The following is a 22,917-nucleotide window of genomic DNA, read 5'->3' on the forward strand; positions in this document are numbered from 1 at the left end:
GTTTGTGAGATTTCTCCCAGGCCCGGCAAACCTGTGTCTGCCCCATGAAACACGCGACCTGCTGACCGGGCAATTTGCAAGATTCGCCAAAAAACCACAAATCTGGTCGGATTGTCCTACAAAACCGCTCTATCTCCTGCATTACAGCCTATAGCGCGATGTGAAATTTATTGATACTTTCCGCAGCGGTGATCACACGGAGTTCTAATAATGAAAAAAGTAATGCTCAAGACCACACTTAGCCTCGCCGTTGCCATGGCCTCCTCCCAACTGTTCGCCAGCGGCTTCGCCCTGAACGAACAGAGCGTCAGCGGAATGGGTACTGGTTTCGCGGGTCGCTCTTCTTCTGCCGATGATGCAAGCACTGTGTATGGCAACCCTGCCGGTATGGCTCGCCTGAGCGGCCAGCAGGTGACCGGCGGTGTCGCGGCCATCGATGCGTCCACTGACCTGAGCAATACCAGCGGTCGCTCCAGTGGCAGCAACAAGGGCGATATGGTGCCGTTCACCGCCGTCCCTTTCGGTTTCTACACCAATAAACTCAACGATCAGTGGGCTGTGGGTTTCGGCGTCTATGCGCCGTTCGGCCTGGTGACTGACTACGAAAGCGGCTTCCAGGGTCGTGGCTTCGGCAGCAAGAGCGAAGTGAAAGTCATCACTTTGCAACCGACTGTCAGCTACGCCTTCAACGATCGCGTTTCCGTGGGTTTTGGCCCGACCATCAACCGCATTGCCGGTACCCTGGAATCGGACCTGACGCTGAACCCTCGCGCCCCCGACACCAACATCAAGATCAAGGGTGACGACACCGCGCTGGGCTTCAACATCGGCGTACTGGTACAAGCCACCGATACCACCCGCGTCGGCCTGACCTACCACTCCAAGGTCAGCTACAAGCTGGACGGCCACACCGAAGTCACCGCACCGACCGCGACTTCGCCGTTCCTGCGCAGCAATCGCTACGACGCCTCGCTGAAGATCGACACGCCTGAGTCCTACGACCTGTCGGTGACCCAGGACCTGACCGATGCGTGGAAGCTCTACGCCGGTGCAACCTGGACTCGCTGGAGCCGCCTGAAAGACATCACCGTCAAGAACGAAGGCGTGACTGCCGGAGCGGGTGGCGCGCTGGCCCCCGGCCTGGTCAGCACCATCAAGGAAGACCAGAACTGGCATGACACCTGGGCGTACGCCGTGGGTACTTCGTACCAGCTGACCAAGCAGGTGGTACTGCGTACCGGCCTGACGTTCGACCAGTCGCCGACCAACAACACGGATCGCTCGCCGCGCATTCCTACCGGCGACCGCACCATCTTCAGTCTGGGCCTGGGCTACGAGGTCATGCCGAACATGACCATCGACGTGGCTTACTCCTACCTGAAGGAAGAGGACGTCAAGGTTGCACGCGCCAACCAACTGGCCAGCTACAACGCCAAGTATGAGAACAGTGCCAACGGTTTCGGCCTGGGCATGACCTACCGCTTCTGATTCATCGCGGTATAAAAAAGCCCCGCCTCCTGCAAAGGAGGCGGGGCTTTTTAATGGACGATCCTGTATGTGATTGATCGTTCCCACGCTCCGCGTGGGAACGATCATGACTTGCTATCAGGGCTTGGAAGCGATCGCCTGCTCCACCGCCTTGATCAGCTCGGGACTGTCAGGCTTGGTCAGGCTGGAAAAATTGGCAATCACCTTGCCTTGGCGATCCACCACGTACTTGTAGAAATTCCACTTCGGCGGCGTGTCGGTCTGCTGCGCCAGGCTCTTGAACAGGTGCACCGCGTCCGGCCCCTTGACCTTCTGCGGCTCGGTCATGGTGAAGGTCACGCCGTAATTGACGTAGCAGACCTTGGCGGTTTCCTCACCGGTCTTGGCCTCCTGCTTAAAGTCGTCGGAAGGCACGCCAATCACCTCCAGCCCTTCGCCCTTATAGCGCTGATACAAGGCTTCGAGGCCTTTGAATTGGGGAGCGAAGCCGCAGAAGCTCGCCGTATTGACGATCACCAAAGGCTTGCCTGCAAAACGCTGGCACAGGTCAATGGATTCCTTGGCCCGCAGCTTGGGCAATTGGCCCTCCAGCAACGGCGGGCATCCGGCGGCCAGGGCCACACTGCCAGCAGCCATCAGGACGGGTACAGCGAGCCAGCGCATCAACATATCAAAGGTCCTTGATTCGGTTCAGACACAGAACTTAACAGATCGCCATGCCCAACTGCATCAACGCCAGGCCGCCTTGCTGCCAGCCCCACCAGGCCAGCAGCAACACCACCAGCGCCACCGCCAGGATCACGCACCGCAGTGCTGCACTCATGCCGCCTCCATTTGCGCCTGAATGCGCGCCACCGGCCGCTCACGCACCGGCCAGTTCAGGGCCGCCGCGAGCAGGCTGAGCAAAATTGCCACCTGCCAGATCAAGTCATAGCTACCGGTTCGATCATAGACCACCCCGCCCAACCAGCCACCGAGAAACGAGCCGAGTTGATGGAACAGGAACACAATCCCACCCAGCATCGAAAGGTTTCGCACGCCGAACAAAGTGGCAACCGTGCCGTTGGTCAGCGGTACGGTGGACAACCAGAGGAAGCCCATGGCCATGCCAAACAGGTAAGCCGTGACCTCGGTGACCGGCGCCCACAGGAACAGCCCGATCACCACCGCACGCAGCAGGTACAGGCCGGTGAGCAAGCGCGGCTTGGACATGCGCCCACCCAGCCAGCCGGCGGTGTAGGTGCCGAACACATTGAACAGGCCGATCAAGGCCAGCACCGTGGTGCCCACCGTGGCCGGCAGATGCTGGTCCACCAGGTACGCCGGCAGATGCACACCGATAAACACCACCTGGAATCCGCAGACGAAAAAGCCGAAGGCCAGCAGCCAGAACCCGGAGTGGGAGCACGCCTCCTTCAACGCTTCGCGCAGGGTTTGTTGACCGAGCGTCACCGGCAGCGGTTTGTCCTTGAGCATGGCCACCAGCGGCAGGATCAACGCCACCATCAAGCCCAGTGCCAGCAGCGCCGCCGACCAGCCCAGCCAACCAATCAAGCCGAGGGTGCCAGGCACCATGGCGAACTGGCCAAAGGAGCCGGCGGCGCTGGCGATGCCCATGGCCATGCTGCGTTTCTCCGGTGCTACGGCGCGGCCGACCACGCCGAGAATCACTGAAAACGACGTGCCGGACAGGCCGATGCCAATCAGCAACCCGGCACTCAGGGACAATGACCACGCCGAATCCGACATGCCCATCAGCACCAGTCCCACGGCGTACAACACGCCGCCGACAAACACCGCCCTGGTCGCGCCGAAGCGGTCGGCCAAGGCCCCGGTGAACGGCTGTGCCAGGCCCCAGATCAGGTTCTGCAAGGCAATGGCAAAAGCGAACGTCTCACGCCCCCAGCCGAATTCGCTGCTCATCGGCGCCAGGAACAGCCCAAAGCCGTGCCGCACGCCCAACGACAGCGCCAGGATCAGCGCACTCCCCAAAAGAACCCAGCCACTGGTGCGCCACATCGAGGTCATTTCTTATTCTCCGTCGCGGGTATATACCCGCTTGTAGCCGAACAAACCGCCGTTCAGGCCAGTTCATCCAGCAAGGCCAACAGGGTTTCGCGCTTTTGCGCGCCAAGCTGATCGATCAATTTCTGTTGCGCCGCTTCCCATGCCGGCAGAGCCGCCGCCAAACGCTGCTGGCCCGCCTCGGTCAATACCACCAGGCGATTGCGCAGGTCATCACCCTCGACCAACCGCACCAGGCCGTCACCTTCCAGGACGCGCAGATTGCGCCCCAGGGTGCTGCGGTCCAGGCCCATCGCTTCGGCCAGGCTGGAAATGCTCGGCTGATCGAGACGTTGCAGGTTGCACAGCAAGGAATACTGCGCAACGTTGATCCCGAAGCCGTCGAGGGCGCCGTCGTAATGCCTGCTGACGCCACGGGCGGCGCGTCGCAGGTTGGTGCATAAACATTGGGAGGCAAGCATGGAGCGTGTATATACCCGGAGTTGTGCAAATGCAAGAAAGTGTTACAACGCCAGTCCAATCAGCACCGCCGTTTCCAGCAGTTCCAGCAGTGCGCCGGCAGTATCGCCGGTGGTACCACCGAGGCGCTTGACCATCACCTGGCGCAACCCGATAAAACACACTGCGGCGAGCAATACCGCCAGCCCCCCGTTGAACCCGCCGATCAGGATGCAGGCCAGTCCACTGAGGATCAGCACCTGCTGGCCGACAACCCTGGGTAAATGATCCGACAGCGCCTGACCCAATCCACCCGCGCGCACATAACGCGTAGTGAGAAACAGCGCCAGCATCGACGCCCGGCCGATCAGCGGCGCGAGAATCAGCGCAGCACCATTGTGCTGCTCGATCAGCGTCACCAGCGCGGTGAACTTGAGCAGCACCACCAGGCCCAGGGTGACCACGGCAATGGGCCCGCTGCGTGGGTCCTTCATGATAGTGAGGGTGCGTTCACGGTCACCAAAACCACCCAGCCAAGCGTCGGCGCTGTCGGCCAGGCCGTCCAGGTGCAGGCCGCCGCTGAGCAGCACCCAGGCGCTCAACAGCAGCGCGGCGTGCAGCAACAGTGGCGTGCCCGTCAACAAAGCGTTCAGGCCCCACAGCAGCACGCCGAACAGCACGCCCACCAGCGGATAAAACAGCAACGAACGCCCCAGTTCCTGAGGTTGCGGCATGCCCGGCAGGCGAATCGGCAGGCTGCTCAGGAACTGCAAGGCGATCCAGAATGGCAGCATGGTCAGCCTCCTTCCTTCAACGTGCCATCGGTCGCGACTTGCAAGTTGAACAGCCCGCCATGGCCGACTTCGACATTCAGCAATTGTTCACGGGGCAAGCCGCGCGCGCGCGCCAACAGCAGCCGCATCACGCCACCGTGGCTGATCAACAGCACGCGCTCACCGGCATGGGCCTGGCGCAGACGTGAGACAGCACCAAGCACCCGCTCGGAAAACGCGCCCACCGGCTCACCTTGCGGCGGCGTAAAACTGTAGGGGTCCGTCCAGAACAAGCCCAGGCCCTCGGCATCGGTTTCCATCAACGCCGCCGCGCTCTGCCCTTCCCAGGCGCCGAAGTGCAGCTCCTGCAGGTCTTTTTCCAGGCTGACCGGAAGGTTGAGACGCTCGCCCAGCTCCTGGGCAAAGCGCGCGCAGCGTTGCAACGGCGAACTGATCAGCCGGTCCCACGGCCCCCGCCCTGCGACTGCGGCGCGCATCTGTTCCCAGCCTTTGGCCGTCAGGGCGTCATCCAGGCTACCGCGCAGGCCGCCGCCCAATTCGGTTTCACCGTGGCGCAGCACATCCAGGTGCAACGTCATGCGGGACGGTCCGCCACGGCCGCTTCGGCGAAGGTCGCCATCTGCCCGTGCAGCGCACAGGCCAGGCGCAACAGCGGTACCGCCAACGCCGCGCCGCTGCCTTCGCCCAGGCGCAGGCCCAGCTCGAGCAGAGGCTGCGCGTCAAGACTGTGCAGCACGTGACGATGGCCCGGCTCGGCGCCACGGTGGCCGAACACCAGCCACTCGCGGCATGCCGGGTTCAGGCGCGTGGCGACCAGTGCGGCGACGCTGCAGATAAACCCGTCCACCAGCACCACGATGCCCGCCTGGGCGCAGGCCAGATAGGCACCGACCAGCGCGGCGATTTCAAAGCCCCCAAGGTTGAACAGCGTCTGCAGCGCGTCGTCGCGCTGGGCCCCGTGCAGTGTCAGGCCGCGCTCGATGACCGCCACCTTATGACTGACACCCTGGGCATTCAAACCCGTGCCCGGCCCGGTCAGGTCACTCACCGGGCAATCGAGCAGCGCACAGGCCAACGCACTGGCGGCGGTGGTGTTGCCGATGCCCATCTCGCCACCGATAAACAGCTGTGCGCCGTTTTCCAGGGCGCGGTGTGCGCTGTCTCGCCCGGCCTGCAGGGCCTGATTGCCCTGAGCCTGGGTCATCGCCGGGCCGTTGACGAAGTTGGCCGTGCCCGCGCCGATATTCAGGTGACGCACGCCGGGCAACGCCAGGGATGGCGTCACCGTGCCGAGATCGACTACCTCCAACTGCGCGTCCAGTTGCCGCGCCAACACGCTGATGGCCGCGCCACCGGTGACAAAGTTGTGCAGCATCTGCCCGGTCACTTCCTGGGGAAACGCCGACACGCCTTCCGCGACCACGCCGTGGTCGCCGGCAAAAATCGCGATCCACAGTTGATCCACCGAGGGCTTGACCCGGCCCTGCAACCCGGCCAATTGCACCGCCAGCGCTTCCAACTGGCCGAGGGAACCAGCGGGTTTGGTCAACTGCTGCTGACGGTCCCGCGCCTGTTTCTGCGCAGAAGCATCGATGGCCTTGCAGGGGTTGAGCCACCAGGAATCGGTCATAACGCAGTACCTTTCAAAGTCAGGGGCAGGCCGGCCACCGTCAGCACCACACGCTGACACCGCTCGGCCAAGGCTTGATGCAGCCAACCGGCTTCATCCACATAACGGCGAGTCAATTCGCCCAGCGGCACGACACCCAGTCCGGTCTCGTTGCTGACAAAAATGATTTCACCCGGCAGCGACGCCAGGGTTTGCAGCAACTGATCGCGCTCGAACGCCAGGCGCTCGGCATCCTCGAGCATCAACAGATTGGTCAGCCACAAAGTCAGGCAGTCGACCAACAGGCAATGGCCGGCAGCGGCGTTTTCACGCAGCACACGCGCCAGCTCGACGGGTTCTTCGATCAACCCCCAATGCTCCGGACGCCGTTCGCGATGCAAGGCAACGCGCTGATTCATCTCACCGTCCAGCGGTTGGCTGGTGGCGATATAAATCACAGACAGCCCGCTGTCGCCGGCGAGCTTTTCGGCCAGCCGACTCTTGCCCGAGCGAGCGCCGCCGAGAATTAATTGATGCATAAGCACATACCTTCCAAGGCCCGCCGACCGGCTGAGGCCGCCACCGAACAATGTGGGAGGGGCGGTGCGCAGCGAGTCGCTCTTGATCTTGATCTTAGGCGCCCCGTTAAACCACGCTGGCACACCGAGCCTAAGCGAGGTGCCGAGTGGTGGGGCAAGAGCGTTTTGCTTACTTTTGCGCTTTTCAAAAGTGAGCCGCCGTAAGGGCGGAACCCTAAGCAGCCGTTACCGCAGAAACGGATATGTACTCGGTCCAATCCAACATCCTGGTCGGCCCAGAGGCCGCCATCGGGAGCAAGCCCCCTCCCACATTCTGTCCGCGTACACACCGTCAAAGCCCGCACAGTCTGCGCAACAAGTCCGTATCCAGATGGTGCTCCACCAAATCCGCCAACCGCTCGATATCCCGCTCACGCAGCGCGTGATAATCCACTTCCTGCACCTCCTGCAACCCCGCCCAGCGCAACAACGCACTGCACGCGGCCGGGGTTTCGAACAAGCCATGCAGGTACGTCCCGAGAATCTGCCCATCGGCACTCTGCGCACCGTCACTGCGCCCATCATCAAGCCGCACAGCGGCATTCGACAGCGCCCCGCCGCTCGTCACCCCCGCATGGATCTCATACCCACTGACCTCGGCATCCTCCAGCAGCAACCGTCCGCGCACATTGCGCAGCTGCTTCTCCTGCGCAAGCGTGGTACTGAACGCCAGCAGCCCCAACCCGTCGCTGGAGCCGGCGGCTCCTTCCAGACCGAGCGGGTCATGCACATGCTCGCCGAGCATCTGCAACCCGCCACAAATGCCCAGCACCTTGCCGCCATAACGCAAATGCCGCGCCACGGCCGTATCCCAGCCATTGGCACGCAAATACGCCAGATCACTGCGCACACTTTTCGACCCCGGCAGGATGATCAGGTCGGCAGCCGGGATCGGCTGGCCCGGCCCGACGAATTGCAGGTCCACCTGGGGATGCAGGCGCAGCGGATCGAAATCCGTGTGGTTGCTGATGCGCGGCAGCACCGGCACCACCACCTTGAGCACCTGGGCAGCCTTGTCGATCTGGCGCTGGTCGATACCGTCCTCGGCCTCCAGGTGCAGGTCCATCACATAGGGCAGCACGCCCACCACCGGCTTGCCGGTGCGCGCCTCCAGCCAATCGAGCCCCGGTTGCAGCAGCGCGATATCACCGCGAAAACGGTTGATGATGAACCCCTGTACCCGTGCCTGCTCGCTGGGGGACAACAACTCCAGGGTGCCGACCAGATGGGCGAACACCCCGCCGCGATTGATATCGGCGATCAACAGCACCGGGCAGTCCACGGCCTCGGCGAAGCCCATATTGGCGATGTCATTGGCGCGCAGGTTGATTTCGGCCGGCGAGCCCGCGCCTTCGACCATGACCACCGCATAGGCCTGGCTCAACCGGGTGTGGGAGGCCAGCACCGCCTGCATCGCGATGGCCTTGTAGTCGTGGTAGGCGACCGCGTTCATGCTGGTCACGGCGCGGCCATGGATGATCACTTGGGAACCGGTGTCGCTGTTGGGCTTGAGCAACACCGGGTTCATGTCGGTGTGGGGCGCCAGGTGGGCGGCCTGAGCCTGCACGGCCTGGGCGCGGCCGATCTCGCCACCTTCGGCGGTCACCGCGCTGTTGAGCGCCATGTTCTGTGGCTTGAACGGTGCGACCGGAACCCCCTGGCGCACCAGCCAGCGACACAGCGCGGTCACCAGCGTGCTTTTACCGGCATCGGAGGTGGTGCCCTGCACCATCAGCGTGGTCATGTCACTTCCTTATAGGCGGCCAGGGCCGTCTCGAGGCGCTGCCAATCGGCCTCGCTGCCAGGCAGGCCGAAACGCACGCTGCTGTTGTGCACGAACAGGCGCAGCAGGATGCCGCGCTGGGCCATGAATTCGTGCAAGCGTTCGGCGTGCGGTGTGATCAGCCACTGGAACAGGGCGCAGCCCCCGTGGGGTTCAAAGCCCTGGCGCTGCAGCAGGTCGAACAAATGCTGGCCGGTCTCAAGGCAACGGGTGCGCTGGCGGACATGCCCGGCGCTGTCGCTCAGGCAATGCTGGCCAATCACCCGGGTCGGCCCGCTGACCGCCCAAGGCCCGACCTGTTCGGCCAACAACCTGAGCAACTTGCGCTCGGCCAGCACAAAACCCAGGCGCACCCCGGCCAGGCCGAAGAACTTGCCAAACGAGCGCAACACGATCAAGCCGACCTGATGGGTGTGGCTGGCCAGGCTCAAGTGCGGGGTAACATCCATGAAGGCCTCGTCCACCACCAGCCAGCCGCCGCGCTGGGCCAGCCGCGCGTGCCAGTCGAGCAGGCGCTCAGGGGCCAGGTTCAAGCCGGTGGGGTTATTGGGGTTGACCACCACCAGCACGTCGAGGCCGTCGAGAAAGAAGTCGACTTCCTGCTCCTGCACTTCGCGTACGACATAACCGGCACGCCGCCAGGCCTCGGCGTGCTCGGCATAACACGGCGACAGCACCCCGACCTTGCCCGAACGGCGCAGGCGCGGCAGTAACTGGATCGCGGCCTGGGAGCCTGGCACCGGCAACGCTTGGGCGGCGCCGTAGTAGTCGCTGGCCACTTTCTCCAGGCCGTCATCGGCTTCGGGTAACCGCGCCCAGGCGCGCGCAGGAATCTCCGGGATCGGCCACGGCCAGGGCGCCAGGCCAGTGGACAAATCGAGCCAATCCGCTTCGGCAATCCCGTATTCAATTGCGGCCTTACGCAGCCGACCACCATGTTCAAGCATAAAATTGCGCCCCCGCGCACAGGATCAGCAGCCACAACCAAACGCCGCGCTGCACCAGTTGCCAGCCGCGGTCGATGGCGTCAGCGTCGGCCGGCGGGCCTTCGCCCAACGGCGGGCGCTGGTGCACCTCGCCGTGATAGATCGCCGCGCCGCCCAGTTCCACGCCCAGCGCGCCGGCGCCAGCGGCCATCACCGGTCCGGCGTTGGGGCTGTCCCAGGTCGGCCCCTGGGTGCGCCAGCATCTGAGCGCCAGCCGCGTCTTGCCCAGCAGCGCGTAGGTTAATGCCACCAGACGCGCAGGAATATAGTTGAGCCCATCGTCGATCTTCGCCGCCGCCCAGCCGAAGCGCTCAAAGCGTTCGTTGCGATAGCCCCACATGGCGTCAAGGGTGTTGCTCAGGCGATAGAGCACCACGCCCGGCACGCCGGCGACCACAAACCAGAACAGTGCGGCGAACACCGCGTCGCTGCCGTTTTCGAGCACCGACTCGGTGGCGGCGCGGGCAACCTCGGTGTGATCCAACTCGCTGGTCTGGCGGCTGACCAGATAGCTCACGCGTTTGCGCGCCTCTTCCAGGTCATCGCTGCGCAAGGCCTGGGCAACCGGGATCACATGCTCCCCCAGGCTGCGCATGCCCAGGGCGCAATACAGCGCCAGGATTTCCAGCACCCAACCGATATAAGGCGCCCAGGATAATGCGGTGGCGAGCAGGGTCAGCGGCACTACCGCGATAAACCACGCGGTCACGCCATGGCTGCGCCAGCCACGGCCCTCCGTGTTGAAACGCTGCTCGATACGCCCGGCAAAATTGCCGAACGCCACCAGCGGATGCCAGCGCCTGGGCTCGCCCAGCAGCGCATCCAGCGCCACGGCGGCGACACACAGCAAGGCCACACTCATTGACTCACTCCCCACAGGTTTTCATACAGCATGTCACTCAATGGCCGAGGTTCGGTCCAGCCTTCGAGTTGCAACATCGGTGCCGGATAGAACGCGGCGACCGGCCCCAGGCACAGCACCGCCAGGGGTTTTGCGCCCGCCGGCAACCCCAGCAGGTCGGCCAGGGCCTGGGGTTCGAACAACGAGACCCAGCCCATGCCCAGGCCCTCGACGCGGGCGGCCAGCCACAGGTTCTGGATCGCGCAGGACAAGGACGCCATGTCCATTTCCGGCAAGGTGCGCCGGCCAAAGATGTGCCGCTCGCGATCGTCCATCAGTGCTGCCACCAGCACTTCGGCGCAGTCGTGGATGCCTTCGACCTTGAGCTTCATGAAGTCGTCGGAACGCTCGCCCAGGGCCTCGGCGGTGCGGATGCGTTCTTCTTCCACCAGTTGTTGAATGCGGCCCCGCAATTGACGGTCGCTGATGCGGATAAACCGCCACGGCTGCATCAGGCCGACGCTCGGCGCCTGGTGGGCGGCCTGGAGCAGGCGTTGCAGTAATTCAGGCGCGACGCTGCCACCGCTGAAATGGCGCATGTCGCGGCGTTCGGCGATGGCGCGGTAGACGGCTTGGCGGTCGGCCTCGGGGAAGGCGTGGTCAGTCATGGCCTCATCGGGGGCAAGCCCCCTCCCACATTGGATGGGGTTTCAACTCGGTCAATTGTGGGAGGGGCGGTGCGACGATTCGACTTGCCCCCGATAGCGGTGTCGGGACCTGGCGCAAACAATGCGGCCACCGCCGCCGGGTTCGACGGAAAGTAAAAGTGCACATAGGAGGCCGTCATCCGCCCCTGCCGATACACCGCCTCCGCCCCGCGCCCGCCATTGGGGCTGAGCCCGCGGGCGATCGGCTCCCACTCAGTGCTGGTCAGGGAGTGGTGATAGGTATGCCCGCGCAACGTGCCCTCGGGCAGCTCCACGCTTTGCAGCGCCAGGGCCGCCAATTTCTTTTGCATCACGGCATCGCCCTGCAGCAGGCCGAGCAGTTCGGCGCGGTTGCCGTCGACATCGGTAAGCGAGTCGAGCAGGTACAGCATGCCGCCACACTCGGCGAGCAATGGCTTGCCGGCGGCGTGATGGGCGCGGATTGCCTCAAGCATCGCGGTATTTTGCGCCAGCGCCAGGTGATGCAATTCCGGGTAGCCACCCGGCAGGTACAGGCTGTCGGCGTCAGGCAACGCATGATCGTGAAGGGGCGAGAAGAACGTGAGCTGCGCGCCCATTGCCCGCAGCAGGTCGAGGCTGGCGCCGTAGGTAAAGGCGAAGGCTTCGTCACGGGCTACCGCAATGCGCACCCCAGCGAGCAGCGGCTCGGCCGCGATGACGGCGGGCGCGGCAAACGTTACCGGCGGCGGCACGGCCACTTCGCAACTGCTGCCCAGCGCTTGGGCGGCGGCGTCCAGGCGCGCGTCGAGGTCATTCAGTTCGCTGGCTTGCACCAGGCCCAGGTGCCGGCTGGGCAGCTCTATGCCGGTTTCGCGCGAAAGCGCGCCGTACCAGCGCAACCCCTCGGTCAGGCTGCCCTCCAGCAACTGCGCATGGCGCAGCGTGCCGACGCGGTTGGCGAGTACCCCGGCGAAGGGCAGGTCCGTCTGGTAGCGTGCCAGGCCCAGGGCGAGCGCGCCGAAGGTCTGCGCCATGGCCGTGCCGTCGATCACGCCCAGCACCGGCACGCCGAAATGCCGCGCCAGGTCGGCGCTGGAAGGGGTGCCGTCGAACAGGCCCATCACGCCCTCGATCAGGATCAGGTCGGCCTCCCCCGCCGCTTCCCACAACAAGCGACGACTTTCCTGCTCGCCGACCATCCACATGTCCAATTGATAGACCGGCGCGCCGCTGGCGCGTTCGTGAATCATCGGGTCAAGGAAGTCCGGCCCGCATTTGAATACGCGCACCTTGCGCCCCAGGTTGCGGTGCAGACGCGCCAACGCGGCGGTGACGGTGGTTTTGCCCTGGCCGGACGCCGGTGCGGCAATCAATACGGCCGGGCAATGACGGGGCTGATTCAAAGTTCGACGCCTTTCTGGGCCTTGATACCGGCCTGGAACGCGTGCTTGAGCATGCCCATGTCGGTGACGGTATCAGCCATTTCGATCAGTTCAGGCTTGGCGCCCCGGCCGGTCACCACCACGTGCTGCATCGGCGGACGGGCTTGCAGGTCGCCGAGTACCTGGTCCAGGTCGAGGTAGCCGTGCTTGAGGGCGATGTTCAACTCGTCCAGCACCACCAGGCCGATGGAGGGGTCAGTCAGCATCGCCCTGGACACCGCCCAGGCCGCTTCGGCGGCGGCGATATCGCGCTGGCGATCCTGGGTTTCCCAGGTAAAACCTTCGCCCATCACATGGAAGCGCACTTGCTCGGGGAAACGGCGGAAGAACATCTCCTCGCCGGTACTGTTGCGGCCCTTGATGAACTGCACCACGCCGCACTGCATGCCATGGCCCATGGCCCGGGCCAGCATGCCGAAGGCCGAGCTGCTCTTGCCCTTGCCGTTGCCGGTCAGCACCAGCAGCAACCCGCACTCATTGGGCGAATTGGCGATGCGTTCATCGATCACGGCTTTTTTACGCAGCATGCGCGCCAGGTGGCGTTCGTCGCGGTCGGGGGTATCGGTCATGGCAGCTCTCCGTTGGGGCTGGACAAAAACGGCGGGCAGGAAAAAAGAAAACAGACAGCCAAGCATCGCCCACCGTGATGCTGTTGGATGCTTCAGGCCGGTCTCCGGGCTCATGAGTGGCGCTCAGTCTGTGTAAAAAGACCGTGCAGGCCGACGGCGCGCCTTCCCATATCGCCTGCGATACAGTGGCCAACAGCGCCGTCTTGACTCATTTACCGTTGCGGGGGCAGCGCCGGAATTGCGGCAGCACTGTGTACAAGTGCGCTCACTCACCGGCTTCCCTGTTTCACTCCGTCGACGCGCACGCCACAGAGCACCTGGAACAAGCCGCGAAGGTTAGTGGGTTGGGGGTGGAGCGTCAATTAAAGCTGGTCCTGTACTTGAACCATCAAGGTGATGTGCTTCTCTACCCTTACAGGTATTCAGGAGAACACCATGCATAAAACCAGACTCGCCTTACTGATCATGCTGGCCGGCACCCTCGCCGCCTGCGGAGAAAGCTCTACGCTGCAGGTGACCGATGGCACCGGGCCCTCGCCCAAGCTGCCGGAACCGAACAAGACGCTGATCCCCACCGTGAACATCGCGCCGGCTGTCGGCTGGCCCGACGGCGCCAGGCCCACCGCCGCTGCCGGCACGCAGGTGACTGCATTCGCCGAGGGCCTGGAGCATCCGCGCTGGCTCTATGTGTTGCCCAACGGCGACATACTGGTGGCCGAGACCAACGCACCGCCCAAGCCGGATGACAGCAAAGGGGTGCGCGGCTGGGTCATGGAAAAAGTCATGGGCCGCGCCGGCGCAGGCGTGCCGAGCCCGAACCGCATCACCCTGCTGCGCGACGCCGACCACGACGGCGTCGCCGAAACGCGCACGGTGTTCCTGGAAAACCTCAACTCGCCGTTCGGCATGGCCCTGGTCGGCAACGACCTGTACGTGGCCGACTCGGACAAGTTGCTGCGCTTCCCCTATCAGCCTGGCGAAACCGCGATCAAGGCGGCCGGCACCAAGGTCGTCGACTTGCCGGGTGGCAGCCTCAACCATCACTGGACCAAAAACGTGGTGGCCAGCCAGGATGGCAGCAAGCTGTATGTGAGCGTCGGCTCCAACAGCAACGTCGGCGAGAACGGCCTGGAAGCCGAAGAAGGCCGGGCGGCGATCTGGGAAGTGGACCGCGCCACGGGCCAGCATCGTATTTTCGCCTCCGGCCTGCGCAACCCCAACGGCATGGCCTGGGAACCCCAGAGCGGCAAGCTGTGGACGGCGGTGAACGAACGCGATGAGATCGGCAGTGACCTGGTGCCGGACTACATCACCTCGGTCAAGGACGGCGCCTTCTACGGCTGGCCTTTCAGCTATTACGGCCAACATGTGGATGCGCGCGTCACCCCGCAGAACCCGCAACTGGTGGCCAAAGCCATTGCGCCGGACTATGCGGTCGGCCCGCATACCGCGTCGCTGGGACTGACCTTCGCCACCGGCAACAAACTTCCTGCGCAGTTCAGCAACGGTGCGTTCATCGGCCAGCACGGCTCGTGGAATCGCAAGCCGCACAGTGGCTACAAGGTGATCTTCGTGCCGTTCGAGGGTGGGCAGCCTAAGGGCAAACCGGTGGATGTGCTGACCGGGTTCCTTGATAAAGATGAGAACGCCATGGGTCGGCCGGTGGGCGTGGTGATCGATCAGCAAGGGGATTTGCTGGTGGCGGATGATGTGGGGAACAAGGTGTGGCGGGTGTCTGCTGCCAAATAAATATTTCCGAGACAGATACAAAACCAATGTGGGAGGGGGCTTGCCCCCGATGGCGGTGGGTCAGCTGAAAATTTATCAACTGACCCTCCCTCATCGGGGGCAAGCCCCCTCCCACATTTGAATCGGGTCTATGTCTAACTCAGGCTCAGGGATTGCGTGCCAGGTTGGCCGGCAGTACGCGCTTGGCACTCAGGTAAGCATTCTGCCAATACGCCTTGGACAAGGTATCAAGCTTCACCGTACCGCCGGTCTGCGGCGCGTGCACAAAACGGCCCTCGCCGACGTAGATCCCGGCGTGGCTCACCCGCGAGCCCCCACCGGTGGCAAAGAACAGCAGGTCACCGGTTTGCAGGTTTTGCTCGCTGACGTCCTGGGCGCGCATCACGATCAGTTCGCGGGTGGTACGCGGCAGGGAAATACCGGCCGCATCGCGATAGACGAAGCCAATCAGGCCGCTGCAATCAAACCCCGAGTCCGGCGTATTGCCGCCCCAACGATAGGGCGTGCCCACCAGGCCCAGCGCGCGGAAAAGCACGTCTTCGGCGGCAGGCGAGAAATTCTGGGTGGAATAGTTGAACACCGGCTTGGGCTTGACCGCGACGGGCGCGGGCGGCGGTGGACGGTTCGCGCAGGCGCTGAGAAGCGCGGCGCAAACAAGCAGAATGACGCGGGCCGAGGTCGACATGTGCAGAACAATCCTGGTCTGGATGCGGCTTTCGCTGCCGAACGCTGAAAACCAGAACGCGCAAGCAGGGCTCGCGCGAACGGATTACAACAATGTCCAGGGATTCTAGCGCTTACGCGTCAAACTTCAAGTATCACTTTAACTTTACTTACTGGCGGTCACCGTCGACGGGGCCATGGCGAGTGCGCGCTTGGCTTCGATGAAGGTTTTGCTCCAGTAGCTGTCGCCCAGGCTATCGACCCGCACCCCACCGCTACGGCGGCTGCTGGAGTGGATAAACTGGTTATCGCCCAGGTAGATACCGGCGTGACTGACACGACCGCGACCGGCTGTACTGAAGAAAAGCAGATCACCGGGCTTGAGGTTGTTGCGCGCGACCAACGGTGCTTTCACGTTGATCATTTCGCGGGTGGAGCGCGGCAGATTCATGCCGGCTTCTTCACGAAACAGGTAGCCGATAAAACCGCTGCAGTCGAAACCGGCCTCGGAGGTGCCGCCGAAACGGTAACGGGTACCGATCAGGGACATGCCGCGTTCGAGAATGCTGTCGGCCAGAACGGGAAGCTGGTAAGGCTTGCTGCCGGAGAAGTCGACAAGTTCTTTTTCGGTTGCCAGCTCTTCTTCATAAACAGAAGCAGACTGTGCAGCAACGAATTTAGCCTGATTTTGAACCTGTGGTTTTTGCTGTTCTGCCACCTGCTGAGGGTGGGAGGCGCAACCAAACAACAGGGTAACGAGTGCGAGAGGCACGAGGGGTGCGAAGCGATTTAGCATGGGCACGACCGTGGCTGATGTGTAAAGAAGCCGAGACTATGCCCACTATCACATCGATTTGCAAATTCAATCGAGTTCTTTGTGACTTCTTGCTTAGACCACGCCATCTAAGCCTTGATCCCTGACACCTGACCTTTGCGTAGCCTAATAGGCTCAAACGCAGGTTTTCTGGCGCCTGGAATTTGCCGAAAGCCTGTAAACACAAGGGCTGGCTACCAGCCGAGGGTTTCCTTGAGGAACGGAATGGTGAGCTTGCGCTGGGCCTGCAACGAGGCCTGGTCGAGCTGTTCGAGCAAATCGAACAAGGCGCTCATGCTGCGCGTGCCACGGGTGAGGATAAAATGCCCGACCTCGTCGGTCAGGTGCAGGCCGCGACGCGAAGCGCGCAGTTGCAGGGCGCGCAATTTGTCCTCATCGGACAGGGGGCGCATCTGGAAGATCAACGCCAGCGTCAGGCGCGACTTGAGGTCGGCCAGCTTCACCGGCAGTTCACGCGGCGAGGTGGACGCGGCAATCAACAGGCGCCGGCCGCTGTCGCGCAGGCGGTTGAACAGATGAAACAGCGCTTCCTCCCAATCCGCCTTGCCGGCAATAGCCTGCAAGTCGTCCAGGCACACCAGTTCATATTGTTCGAGGTTGTCGAAGATCCCCACACCATGGTCCATCAGCTCGGCCAAAGGCAGGTAGACCGCCGGTTCGCCCATCTGCTCGAAACGCAGGCACGCGGCCTGCAGCAAGTGGGTACGCCCTACGCCATGCTTGCCCCATAGATAGATCAGGCTTTCAGTCCACCCGGCGTCGGCTTCGCAGAGGCGCTCGACATAGCCGAGTGCAGCGGCATTGGCGCCTGGGTAGTAATTGATAAAGGTAGCGTCGTCACGCAGACGCACACCTAGGGGCAGCTGAATCGGTTTCATGCTGACTGAACGGCTCCCATCGAACCGTGAGTGGCCTCTGTGTAAAGTTTGCAAAGTTTATACGCGTGGCGCCGGGCGCACAATGCAGCAGACCATAAGCAAAATCAAAGGTTTGCGTTAACCTGCTGGTTTTACGCGAATTGTTTGACGCCCCCGCCCCCATAAACAACAAACCCGGCGATACGCCGGGTTTGTGATACCTCGATTACAGATCGGGGTCTTCAACCCCTGTGTACACGTCCGAATCCTTGTACAGGTCGTGAACATGCCGCACCAGCACCATGATCACCGCCGCCACCGGCAGCGCCAGCAGGATGCCGGTAAAGCCGAACAGCTCACCGCCCGCTAGGATCGCAAAGATCACCGCCACCGGATGCAGACCGATGCGGTCGCCTACCAGCAGCGGCGTCAATACCATGCCTTCCAGCGCCTGACCGACCATGAATACCGCGACGATCCCGAGCATCGGGTACAGGTCGCCGCCAAACTGGAACAGCCCCGCCACCAGCGCCGCGCCGATACCGATGACGAACCCCATGTACGGCACGATCGCGGCCAGGCCGGCGATCAGGCCGATCAACAGACCCAGCTCAAGGCCGATCGCCATCAAGCCGGCGGCGTAGATGATGCCCAGCGCCAGCATCACCAGCAGTTGCCCGCGGACGAACGCGCCCAGGACTTCATGGCACTCGCCGGCAAGGGACACGATACGTTCCTCGCGGTCGCGCGGCAGCAGGCTGCGGATCTTGGCCATCATGATGTCCCAGTCACGCAGCAGATAGAACGCCACCACCGGTATGAGCACCAGGTTGGTCAGCCAGCCGATCAGCGCCAGGCTGGAAGCGGTTGCCTGACTGAGCACCATACTGACGATATCGGTGGTCTTGTCCATGTGCTCACTGATTGCCGCCTTGACCTTGTCGAACTTCCAGAACCCGTCCGACAGCCCCAGCTTGGCCTGGGCCCACGGCATTGCCGTGTGCTGCAACCAGTCGAGCATCTGCGGCGCCAGCTCATAAAGTCGATACAGCTGCTTGGCCAGCATCGGCACCAGCACCAGCACCAGCGCGGTGATGATCAGGGTAAACAAGGCAAATACCGCGATCACACCCCAGGTTCGCGACAGGCCGGCTTTCTCCAGGCGATCCACCACGGGATCGAACAGATAGGCGAGCAACAACGCCACCAGAAATGGCGTCAGGATCGAATGCAGCAAGAACACAAAAACGCACAGCAGGACAATCCCGCCAAGCCACACCCAACGACGCGTATCCGCCATAAACCACTTCCTCTGTTATTGGCTTCCCTCTTCTATATAGAAGGAAGACCGCTTACCCACTTATTCATTTACCAATGAAAACGTAACTGCGCCTGAGGCTCAGGCGCGGCGGCCGGTTGTGCGCCGTCGACCGGCGGTTGCTGGACCGGAGCTTCACCGGCCGGCACTTCCTGCAATTTGGCCAGGCTCAACTGGGTGCGCAACTGGTCGGCGCTGCCATTGACGCGATACACAATACGATCGCCCTCCACCCGCTGCGGCTGACCACCAAAGGGCTCAAGCAACCGACCCAGCGCGGCATAGCGCTCCAGGTTCATGCCTTGCACCTCAAGCAACTGCTCGGAGCTGACCCCCGGCTTGACGGCAAAGCGCGGTGCCAGCGTCTGGCTGACGGCGAGCAATACGGCGTCGGCGACGGCGGCGGTGTCAGCCCCCTGGACGCTGCCCTGCTCGGTCTTGTCGCCCAGCCACAGACGCCATTTGGCCTGCCACTGGCTGCCCTCCTGGCGCGCATGCACGGCCAGCAACGCATCGGCGCCATAACGTTCGGAGGCGGCGCGCAGCGGCGTGGCGTCTGCGCTTTCCAGGTTCGGCGCGGTGGCGACGACCTGTTCGTCCAGGTCACCCAGCGGCAGGCGCAGCGGCAAGCCACGGTGCTGGGCCGCCCGGCGCAGCGTCTGCGCCACAGCCTGGCCGTCGCCGACCAGGCTGCTGCCGTCGGTCGAGTCGTTCAGCCACCAACCGAGGATCGAAGGTCGATTGCTGCCCCAGATCGCCAACCCGGCGTCACGCAAGGCGCGATCGGTGCTGACCGGGTCGAAATCCACTTGCAGGCTTTCCGGCGGGCCGGCGTCGTAGCCGTATTGGCTGATGATTTGCTGCGGGTCCTTGCGGATCGCCGCCAGGCCCGGGCCTTCGACGGCCTTGGCATCGCCGGTCAGGCGGATGACCAGGGTCTGCACGGCGCGCTGGGTGGCCTGGTCGCGCTCTTGGGGCGACTGGCTGCTGACCGGTTCGAGGACTTGATAGAGGCCATTGAGGGTTTCGGCATGACTCGCCAGGCTGACCAATGACAAGCAGCCTACAAAAAAGAATTTACACAGACGCATGGAAGATTCCCGAACGACAAATTTAGCGGCTGGAACAGACCGCGTGATCTCGGTTTGGCAAAGCTGTGACACAGCGACCGGTAAAACATTCACGGGTCTCGGCAAGTTTTCATACTGTCATAACGATAGCGGGTTCAAGGCTATACCTTAATACGCTGCATTACCGCGCCGATTCCGGATTTTTTAAGCTCATATGCCCTGCCCGTCGGCCCGAGGATGGCCGCTGCCCCTCAAGCCTGATAAAATCGCGCGCCTTCGCAGACCGTCAACGGCTGGGCCTTTTACCAAAAGTGCCTGCCGGCTCGGTCGTTACCCCTGAATCCCCCCTAAAGGCCTGGATCATGAGCAAGCAACCCTCCCTGAGCTACAAGGACGCCGGTGTAGACATCGACGCCGGTGAAGCATTGGTCGAACGCATCAAGAGCGTCGCCAAGCGCACTGCGCGCCCCGAAGTCATGGGCGGCCTGGGCGGTTTTGGCGCCCTCTGCGAAATCCCGGCCGGCTACAAGCAGCCTGTACTGGTCTCCGGCACCGACGGCGTGGGTACCAAGCTGCGCCTTGCCCTGAACCTGAACAAGCACGACAGCATCGGCATCGACCTGGTTGCCATGTGCGTCAACGACCTGGTGGTATGCGGCGCCGAGCCGCTGTTCTTCCTCGACTACTACGCCACCGGCAAGCTCAATGTCGAGACCGCGACCCAGGTGGTCACCGGCATCGGCGCCGGCTGCGAACTGTCGGGTTGCTCCCTGGTGGGCGGCGAAACCGCTGAAATGCCAGGCATGTACGAAGGCGAAGACTACGACCTGGCAGGCTTCTGCGTCGGCGTGGTGGAAAAAGCCGAGATCATCGACGGCTCCAAAGTGGCTGCCGGCGACGCGTTGCTTGCCCTGCCATCCTCCGGCCCGCACTCCAACGGCTACTCGCTGATCCGCAAGATCATCGAAGTGTCCGGCGCCGACATCGAGAACATCCAGCTCGACGGCAAGCCACTGACCGACCTGCTGATGGCCCCGACGCGCATTTACGTCAAGCCACTGCTCAAGCTGATCAAGGACACCGGCGCCGTCAAGGCCATGGCCCACATCACCGGCGGCGGCTTGCTGGACAACATCCCACGCGTGCTGCCAAAAGGCGCCCAGGCGATTGTCGACGTGGCCAGCTGGCAGCGCCCTGCAGTCTTCGACTGGCTGCAAGAGAAAGGCAACGTCAATGAAACCGAGATGCACCGCGTGCTCAACTGCGGCGTGGGCATGGTCATCTGCGTGGCCCAGGAACACGTTGAAACCGCGCTGAACGTATTGCGTGAAGCTGGCGAACACCCTTGGGTCATCGGCCAGATCGCCACGGCTGCCGAAGGCGCAGCCCAGGTTGAACTGAAGAACCTCAAGGCCCATTGATGCAAGCGCGGATGCCCACGACAGGTGATGTCGTGGTGCTGCTTTCCGGTACCGGCAGTAACTTGCAGGCGCTGATCGACAGCACACTGACCGGCGACAGTCCGGTGCGCATCGCTGCGGTGATTTCCAACCGCAGCGACGCCTATGGCCTGCAACGTGCCAGGGACGCGGGTATCCAGACCCGCTCGCTGGATCACAAGGCGTTCGAAGGTCGCGAGGCCTTCGACCAGGCCTTGATCGAACTGATCGACGCCTTCGAGCCCAAGCTGGTGGTGCTCGCCGGCTTCATGCGCATTCTCAGCGCCGATTTCGTGCGCCATTACGAAGGGCGCCTGCTCAATATCCACCCGTCCCTGCTGCCCAAGTACAAAGGCATGCACACCCATCAGCGCGCCCTCGATGCCGGTGACAGCGAGCATGGCTGCACCGTGCACTTTGTCACCGAGGAACTCGATGGCGGGCCTCTGGTCGTACAGGCAGTGGTTCCGGTAGAGTCAGGCGACTCGGCGCAGACGCTTGCGCAACGGGTTCACACCCAGGAACACAGGATTTACCCGCTGGCCGTTCGCTGGTTTGTCGAGGGTCGGTTGATTCTTGGTGAACAGGGAGCATTATTGGACGGTCAGTTACTCGCGGCCAGCGGCCACTTGATTCGAACCTAGGAGATTTTATGCGTCGCGCCCTGCTTTTCGCTTTTGCGCTGTTCGCTCTGCCTGCTGTGCAAGCGGCAGACCTTCACCCCTTCTCCGTCAGCTACACCGCCGACTGGAAGCAACTGCCCATGAGTGGTTCGGCTGAACGCAGCCTGACCAAAAACGGCGACGGCACGTGGACCTTGAACTTCAAGGCCTCGATGATGATTGCCAGCCTGACCGAAACCAGCGTGATCGTGTTCGACAAGGACACCCTGCAACCCAAGAGCTACAGCTTCGAGCGCGGCGGCCTGGGCAAAGCGAAGAAGATCAACCTGGATTTCGACCAGGCAACCAAGAAAATCACCGGCTTTGAAAACAAGGACCCGGTTAACGTCACCCTCGAAAGCGGCATGCTCGACAAGTCCACCTATCAACTCGCGCTTCAGCGCGATGTGGCGGCCGGCAAGAAAAGCATGAGCTACCGAGTGGCCGAAGGCACTGACGTCGATACCTACGATTTCCGCGTCATCGGCCCGGAAAAGGTCCAGACCAAGGTGGGCGCCATCGACGCGATCAAGGTTGAACGCGTGCGTGACCCTTCCCAGAGCAAGCGCATCACGCAGATGTGGTTTGCCAAAGACCAGGGCGGCATTCTGGTTGCCTTGCGTCAGGTTGAAACGGATGGCAAGGAATACAACATCATGCTGCAGGATGGCACTGTTGACGGTAAGGCTGTCAAAGGTAGCTGATTGGCCTGATGAGTTGAAAAGAGCCTCGCTGAATGCGGGGCTTTTTTTCGCCTGGGTATTTGCTGTGAAGCTTCTGGCCCCATTGGGGCATAGGTATCTACACAGCTTTGATATGACACCGACATGTGGCGAGCGAGCTAGCTCCCGATGGTGGCCTCTGGGCCGACCAGGATGTTGGTGTCGATCCCGGTCCAAATGTGGGAGGGGGCTTGCCCCCGATGGCGGCCTCTGGGCCGACCAGGATGTTGGATTAGACCGAGTACATATCTGTTTCTGCGGTAACGGCCACTTAGGGTTCCGCCCTTACGGCGGCTCACTTTTGAAAAGCGCAAAAGTAAGCAAAACGCTCTTGCCCCACCACTCGGCACCTCGCCCAGGCTCGGTGTGCCCGAACGCAGG

Annotated in this window: 23 protein-coding genes and 1 riboswitch; of the genes, 5 read left to right on the forward strand and 18 right to left on the reverse strand. The window is 62.7% G+C overall.

Annotated features, from left to right (window positions below; all coding sequences use genetic code 11):
• Positions 1-210 precede the first annotated feature (210 nt).
• Entirely contained in the window at positions 211-1,488 is a 1,278-nt protein-coding gene (locus J1G34_RS11840) for an OmpP1/FadL family transporter (RefSeq protein ID WP_065892313.1), read from the forward strand.
• 117 nt (positions 1,489-1,605) lie between these two features.
• Here the strand turns inward: J1G34_RS11840 and J1G34_RS11845 are convergent, their stop codons facing one another.
• The 13 genes from J1G34_RS11845 to cobO form a co-directional block, all read right to left on the reverse strand.
• Positions 1,606-2,157: a glutathione peroxidase gene (locus tag J1G34_RS11845; protein WP_065892314.1), complete on the reverse strand. Its 552-nt coding sequence runs from the start codon at positions 2,155-2,157 to the stop codon at positions 1,606-1,608.
• Positions 2,158-2,307: 150 nt separating this feature from the next.
• Positions 2,308-3,516, reverse strand: coding sequence for an MFS transporter (locus J1G34_RS11850; RefSeq protein WP_065884513.1), 1,209 nt, complete (start codon positions 3,514-3,516; stop codon positions 2,308-2,310).
• A 53-nt stretch (positions 3,517-3,569) separates the two neighbouring features.
• Positions 3,570-3,974 carry a MarR family winged helix-turn-helix transcriptional regulator gene (locus J1G34_RS11855; protein WP_065884512.1) on the reverse strand — a complete coding sequence of 135 codons (405 nt, stop codon included), beginning with the start codon at positions 3,972-3,974 and terminating at the stop codon, positions 3,570-3,572.
• Between the two features lie 42 nt (positions 3,975-4,016).
• Positions 4,017-4,745: an adenosylcobinamide-GDP ribazoletransferase gene (locus J1G34_RS11860; RefSeq protein ID WP_065936935.1), complete on the reverse strand. Its 729-nt coding sequence runs from the start codon at positions 4,743-4,745 to the stop codon at positions 4,017-4,019.
• 2 nt (positions 4,746-4,747) lie between these two features.
• Positions 4,748-5,323, reverse strand: coding sequence for an alpha-ribazole phosphatase family protein (gene cobC / locus J1G34_RS11865; RefSeq protein WP_122561722.1), 576 nt, complete (start codon positions 5,321-5,323; stop codon positions 4,748-4,750).
• Positions 5,320-6,375, reverse strand: coding sequence for a nicotinate-nucleotide--dimethylbenzimidazole phosphoribosyltransferase (cobT, locus tag J1G34_RS11870; RefSeq protein WP_122463966.1), 1,056 nt, complete (start codon positions 6,373-6,375; stop codon positions 5,320-5,322). The genes cobC and cobT overlap by 4 nt, the downstream gene beginning before the upstream one ends.
• Positions 6,372-6,893 (reverse strand): bifunctional adenosylcobinamide kinase/adenosylcobinamide-phosphate guanylyltransferase, encoded by a 522-nt coding sequence (gene cobU, locus J1G34_RS11875; protein WP_065892317.1) that lies wholly within the window; start codon positions 6,891-6,893, stop codon positions 6,372-6,374. The genes cobT and cobU overlap by 4 nt, the downstream gene beginning before the upstream one ends.
• Positions 6,894-7,224: 331 nt before the next feature.
• Entirely contained in the window at positions 7,225-8,676 is a 1,452-nt protein-coding gene (locus J1G34_RS11880) for a cobyric acid synthase (protein WP_065892318.1), read from the reverse strand.
• Positions 8,673-9,662, reverse strand: a complete 990-nt coding sequence (gene cobD / locus J1G34_RS11885) for a threonine-phosphate decarboxylase CobD (protein WP_065895989.1) — start codon at positions 9,660-9,662, stop codon at positions 8,673-8,675. Before cobD ends, J1G34_RS11880 begins: the two co-directional genes overlap by 4 nt.
• Positions 9,655-10,563 (reverse strand): adenosylcobinamide-phosphate synthase CbiB, encoded by a 909-nt coding sequence (gene cbiB / locus J1G34_RS11890; protein ID WP_122562109.1) that lies wholly within the window; start codon positions 10,561-10,563, stop codon positions 9,655-9,657. The genes cobD and cbiB overlap by 8 nt, the downstream gene beginning before the upstream one ends.
• Positions 10,560-11,210, reverse strand: coding sequence for a 5,6-dimethylbenzimidazole synthase (gene bluB, locus J1G34_RS11895; protein ID WP_065895743.1), 651 nt, complete (start codon positions 11,208-11,210; stop codon positions 10,560-10,562). The genes cbiB and bluB overlap by 4 nt, the downstream gene beginning before the upstream one ends.
• Positions 11,207-12,613, reverse strand: coding sequence for a cobyrinate a,c-diamide synthase (locus tag J1G34_RS11900; RefSeq protein WP_222994097.1), 1,407 nt, complete (start codon positions 12,611-12,613; stop codon positions 11,207-11,209). The genes bluB and J1G34_RS11900 overlap by 4 nt, the downstream gene beginning before the upstream one ends.
• Positions 12,610-13,221, reverse strand: a complete 612-nt coding sequence (cobO, locus tag J1G34_RS11905) for a cob(I)yrinic acid a,c-diamide adenosyltransferase (RefSeq protein WP_065884502.1) — start codon at positions 13,219-13,221, stop codon at positions 12,610-12,612. The genes J1G34_RS11900 and cobO overlap by 4 nt, the downstream gene beginning before the upstream one ends.
• A 78-nt stretch (positions 13,222-13,299) precedes the next feature.
• Positions 13,300-13,557, reverse strand: a riboswitch (cobalamin riboswitch).
• A gap of 99 nt (positions 13,558-13,656) precedes the next feature.
• Between cobO and J1G34_RS11910 the strand changes: the two genes are divergently transcribed.
• A complete protein-coding gene (locus J1G34_RS11910) occupies positions 13,657-14,970 on the forward strand; it encodes a PQQ-dependent sugar dehydrogenase (RefSeq protein ID WP_065892595.1) in 1,314 nt (437 codons plus the stop codon).
• A 145-nt stretch (positions 14,971-15,115) separates the two neighbouring features.
• On the opposite strand, the gene J1G34_RS11915 is transcribed toward J1G34_RS11910, so the two are convergent.
• From J1G34_RS11915 to J1G34_RS11935, 5 genes are all read right to left on the reverse strand, one after another.
• The gene (locus J1G34_RS11915; protein ID WP_057721296.1) at positions 15,116-15,655 is read right to left on the reverse strand and encodes a C40 family peptidase; all 540 of its coding nucleotides are present in this window, start codon (positions 15,653-15,655) and stop codon (positions 15,116-15,118) included.
• 144 nt (positions 15,656-15,799) lie between these two features.
• Positions 15,800-16,429 (reverse strand): C40 family peptidase, encoded by a 630-nt coding sequence (locus J1G34_RS11920; RefSeq protein ID WP_065935530.1) that lies wholly within the window; start codon positions 16,427-16,429, stop codon positions 15,800-15,802.
• A gap of 212 nt (positions 16,430-16,641) precedes the next feature.
• Entirely contained in the window at positions 16,642-17,346 is a 705-nt protein-coding gene (gene hda, locus J1G34_RS11925; protein ID WP_065884498.1) for a DnaA regulatory inactivator Hda, read from the reverse strand.
• Between the two features lie 205 nt (positions 17,347-17,551).
• Entirely contained in the window at positions 17,552-18,625 is a 1,074-nt protein-coding gene (locus J1G34_RS11930; RefSeq protein WP_065884497.1) for an AI-2E family transporter, read from the reverse strand.
• 68 nt (positions 18,626-18,693) lie between these two features.
• Positions 18,694-19,734, reverse strand: a complete 1,041-nt coding sequence (locus J1G34_RS11935) for a DUF2066 domain-containing protein (protein ID WP_065892598.1) — start codon at positions 19,732-19,734, stop codon at positions 18,694-18,696.
• A 341-nt stretch (positions 19,735-20,075) separates the two neighbouring features.
• Here J1G34_RS11935 and purM point away from each other — a divergent pair, with 341 nt between their 5' ends.
• From purM to J1G34_RS11950, 3 genes are read left to right on the forward strand one after another with little or no spacing between them, the layout of a single operon-like run.
• Positions 20,076-21,134 (forward strand): phosphoribosylformylglycinamidine cyclo-ligase, encoded by a 1,059-nt coding sequence (gene purM / locus J1G34_RS11940; protein WP_122463485.1) that lies wholly within the window; start codon positions 20,076-20,078, stop codon positions 21,132-21,134.
• Positions 21,135-21,145: 11 nt separating this feature from the next.
• Positions 21,146-21,796, forward strand: a complete 651-nt coding sequence (gene purN, locus J1G34_RS11945) for a phosphoribosylglycinamide formyltransferase (protein WP_065896272.1) — start codon at positions 21,146-21,148, stop codon at positions 21,794-21,796.
• A gap of 8 nt (positions 21,797-21,804) precedes the next feature.
• On the forward strand, positions 21,805-22,518 hold the full coding sequence (locus J1G34_RS11950; protein ID WP_065884494.1) for a DUF3108 domain-containing protein: 714 nt from the start codon (positions 21,805-21,807) through the stop codon (positions 22,516-22,518).
• Positions 22,519-22,917: the final 399 nt, after the last annotated feature.

Origin of the sequence: Pseudomonas sp. Wu6 (assembly GCF_019891515.1) — a bacterium.
Lineage (GTDB): Bacteria > Pseudomonadota > Gammaproteobacteria > Pseudomonadales > Pseudomonadaceae > Aquipseudomonas > Aquipseudomonas orientalis_A.

Bases quoted from the DNA above. Each gene is read 5' to 3' on its own strand.
- J1G34_RS11840 (WP_065892313.1), top strand. From the start codon at position 211: ATGAAAAAAGTAATGCTCAAGACCACACTTAGCCTCGCCGTTGCCATG.
- J1G34_RS11845 (WP_065892314.1), bottom strand. From the start codon at position 2,157: ATGTTGATGCGCTGGCTCGCTGTACCCGTCCTGATGGCTGCTGGCAGT.
- J1G34_RS11850 (WP_065884513.1), bottom strand. From the start codon at position 3,516: ATGACCTCGATGTGGCGCACCAGTGGCTGGGTTCTTTTGGGGAGTGCG.
- J1G34_RS11855 (WP_065884512.1), bottom strand. From the start codon at position 3,974: ATGCTTGCCTCCCAATGTTTATGCACCAACCTGCGACGCGCCGCCCGT.
- J1G34_RS11860 (WP_065936935.1), bottom strand. From the start codon at position 4,745: ATGCTGCCATTCTGGATCGCCTTGCAGTTCCTGAGCAGCCTGCCGATT.
- cobC (WP_122561722.1), bottom strand. From the start codon at position 5,323: ATGACGTTGCACCTGGATGTGCTGCGCCACGGTGAAACCGAATTGGGC.
- cobT (WP_122463966.1), bottom strand. From the start codon at position 6,375: ATGACCGATTCCTGGTGGCTCAACCCCTGCAAGGCCATCGATGCTTCT.
- cobU (WP_065892317.1), bottom strand. From the start codon at position 6,893: ATGCATCAATTAATTCTCGGCGGCGCTCGCTCGGGCAAGAGTCGGCTG.
- J1G34_RS11880 (WP_065892318.1), bottom strand. From the start codon at position 8,676: ATGACCACGCTGATGGTGCAGGGCACCACCTCCGATGCCGGTAAAAGC.
- cobD (WP_065895989.1), bottom strand. From the start codon at position 9,662: ATGCTTGAACATGGTGGTCGGCTGCGTAAGGCCGCAATTGAATACGGG.
- cbiB (WP_122562109.1), bottom strand. From the start codon at position 10,563: ATGAGTGTGGCCTTGCTGTGTGTCGCCGCCGTGGCGCTGGATGCGCTG.
- bluB (WP_065895743.1), bottom strand. From the start codon at position 11,210: ATGACTGACCACGCCTTCCCCGAGGCCGACCGCCAAGCCGTCTACCGC.
- cobO (WP_065884502.1), bottom strand. From the start codon at position 13,221: ATGACCGATACCCCCGACCGCGACGAACGCCACCTGGCGCGCATGCTG.
- J1G34_RS11910 (WP_065892595.1), top strand. From the start codon at position 13,657: ATGCATAAAACCAGACTCGCCTTACTGATCATGCTGGCCGGCACCCTC.
- J1G34_RS11915 (WP_057721296.1), bottom strand. From the start codon at position 15,655: ATGTCGACCTCGGCCCGCGTCATTCTGCTTGTTTGCGCCGCGCTTCTC.
- J1G34_RS11920 (WP_065935530.1), bottom strand. From the start codon at position 16,429: ATGCTAAATCGCTTCGCACCCCTCGTGCCTCTCGCACTCGTTACCCTG.
- hda (WP_065884498.1), bottom strand. From the start codon at position 17,346: ATGAAACCGATTCAGCTGCCCCTAGGTGTGCGTCTGCGTGACGACGCT.
- J1G34_RS11930 (WP_065884497.1), bottom strand. From the start codon at position 18,625: ATGGCGGATACGCGTCGTTGGGTGTGGCTTGGCGGGATTGTCCTGCTG.
- J1G34_RS11935 (WP_065892598.1), bottom strand. From the start codon at position 19,734: ATGCGTCTGTGTAAATTCTTTTTTGTAGGCTGCTTGTCATTGGTCAGC.
- purM (WP_122463485.1), top strand. From the start codon at position 20,076: ATGAGCAAGCAACCCTCCCTGAGCTACAAGGACGCCGGTGTAGACATC.
- purN (WP_065896272.1), top strand. From the start codon at position 21,146: ATGCCCACGACAGGTGATGTCGTGGTGCTGCTTTCCGGTACCGGCAGT.
- J1G34_RS11950 (WP_065884494.1), top strand. From the start codon at position 21,805: ATGCGTCGCGCCCTGCTTTTCGCTTTTGCGCTGTTCGCTCTGCCTGCT.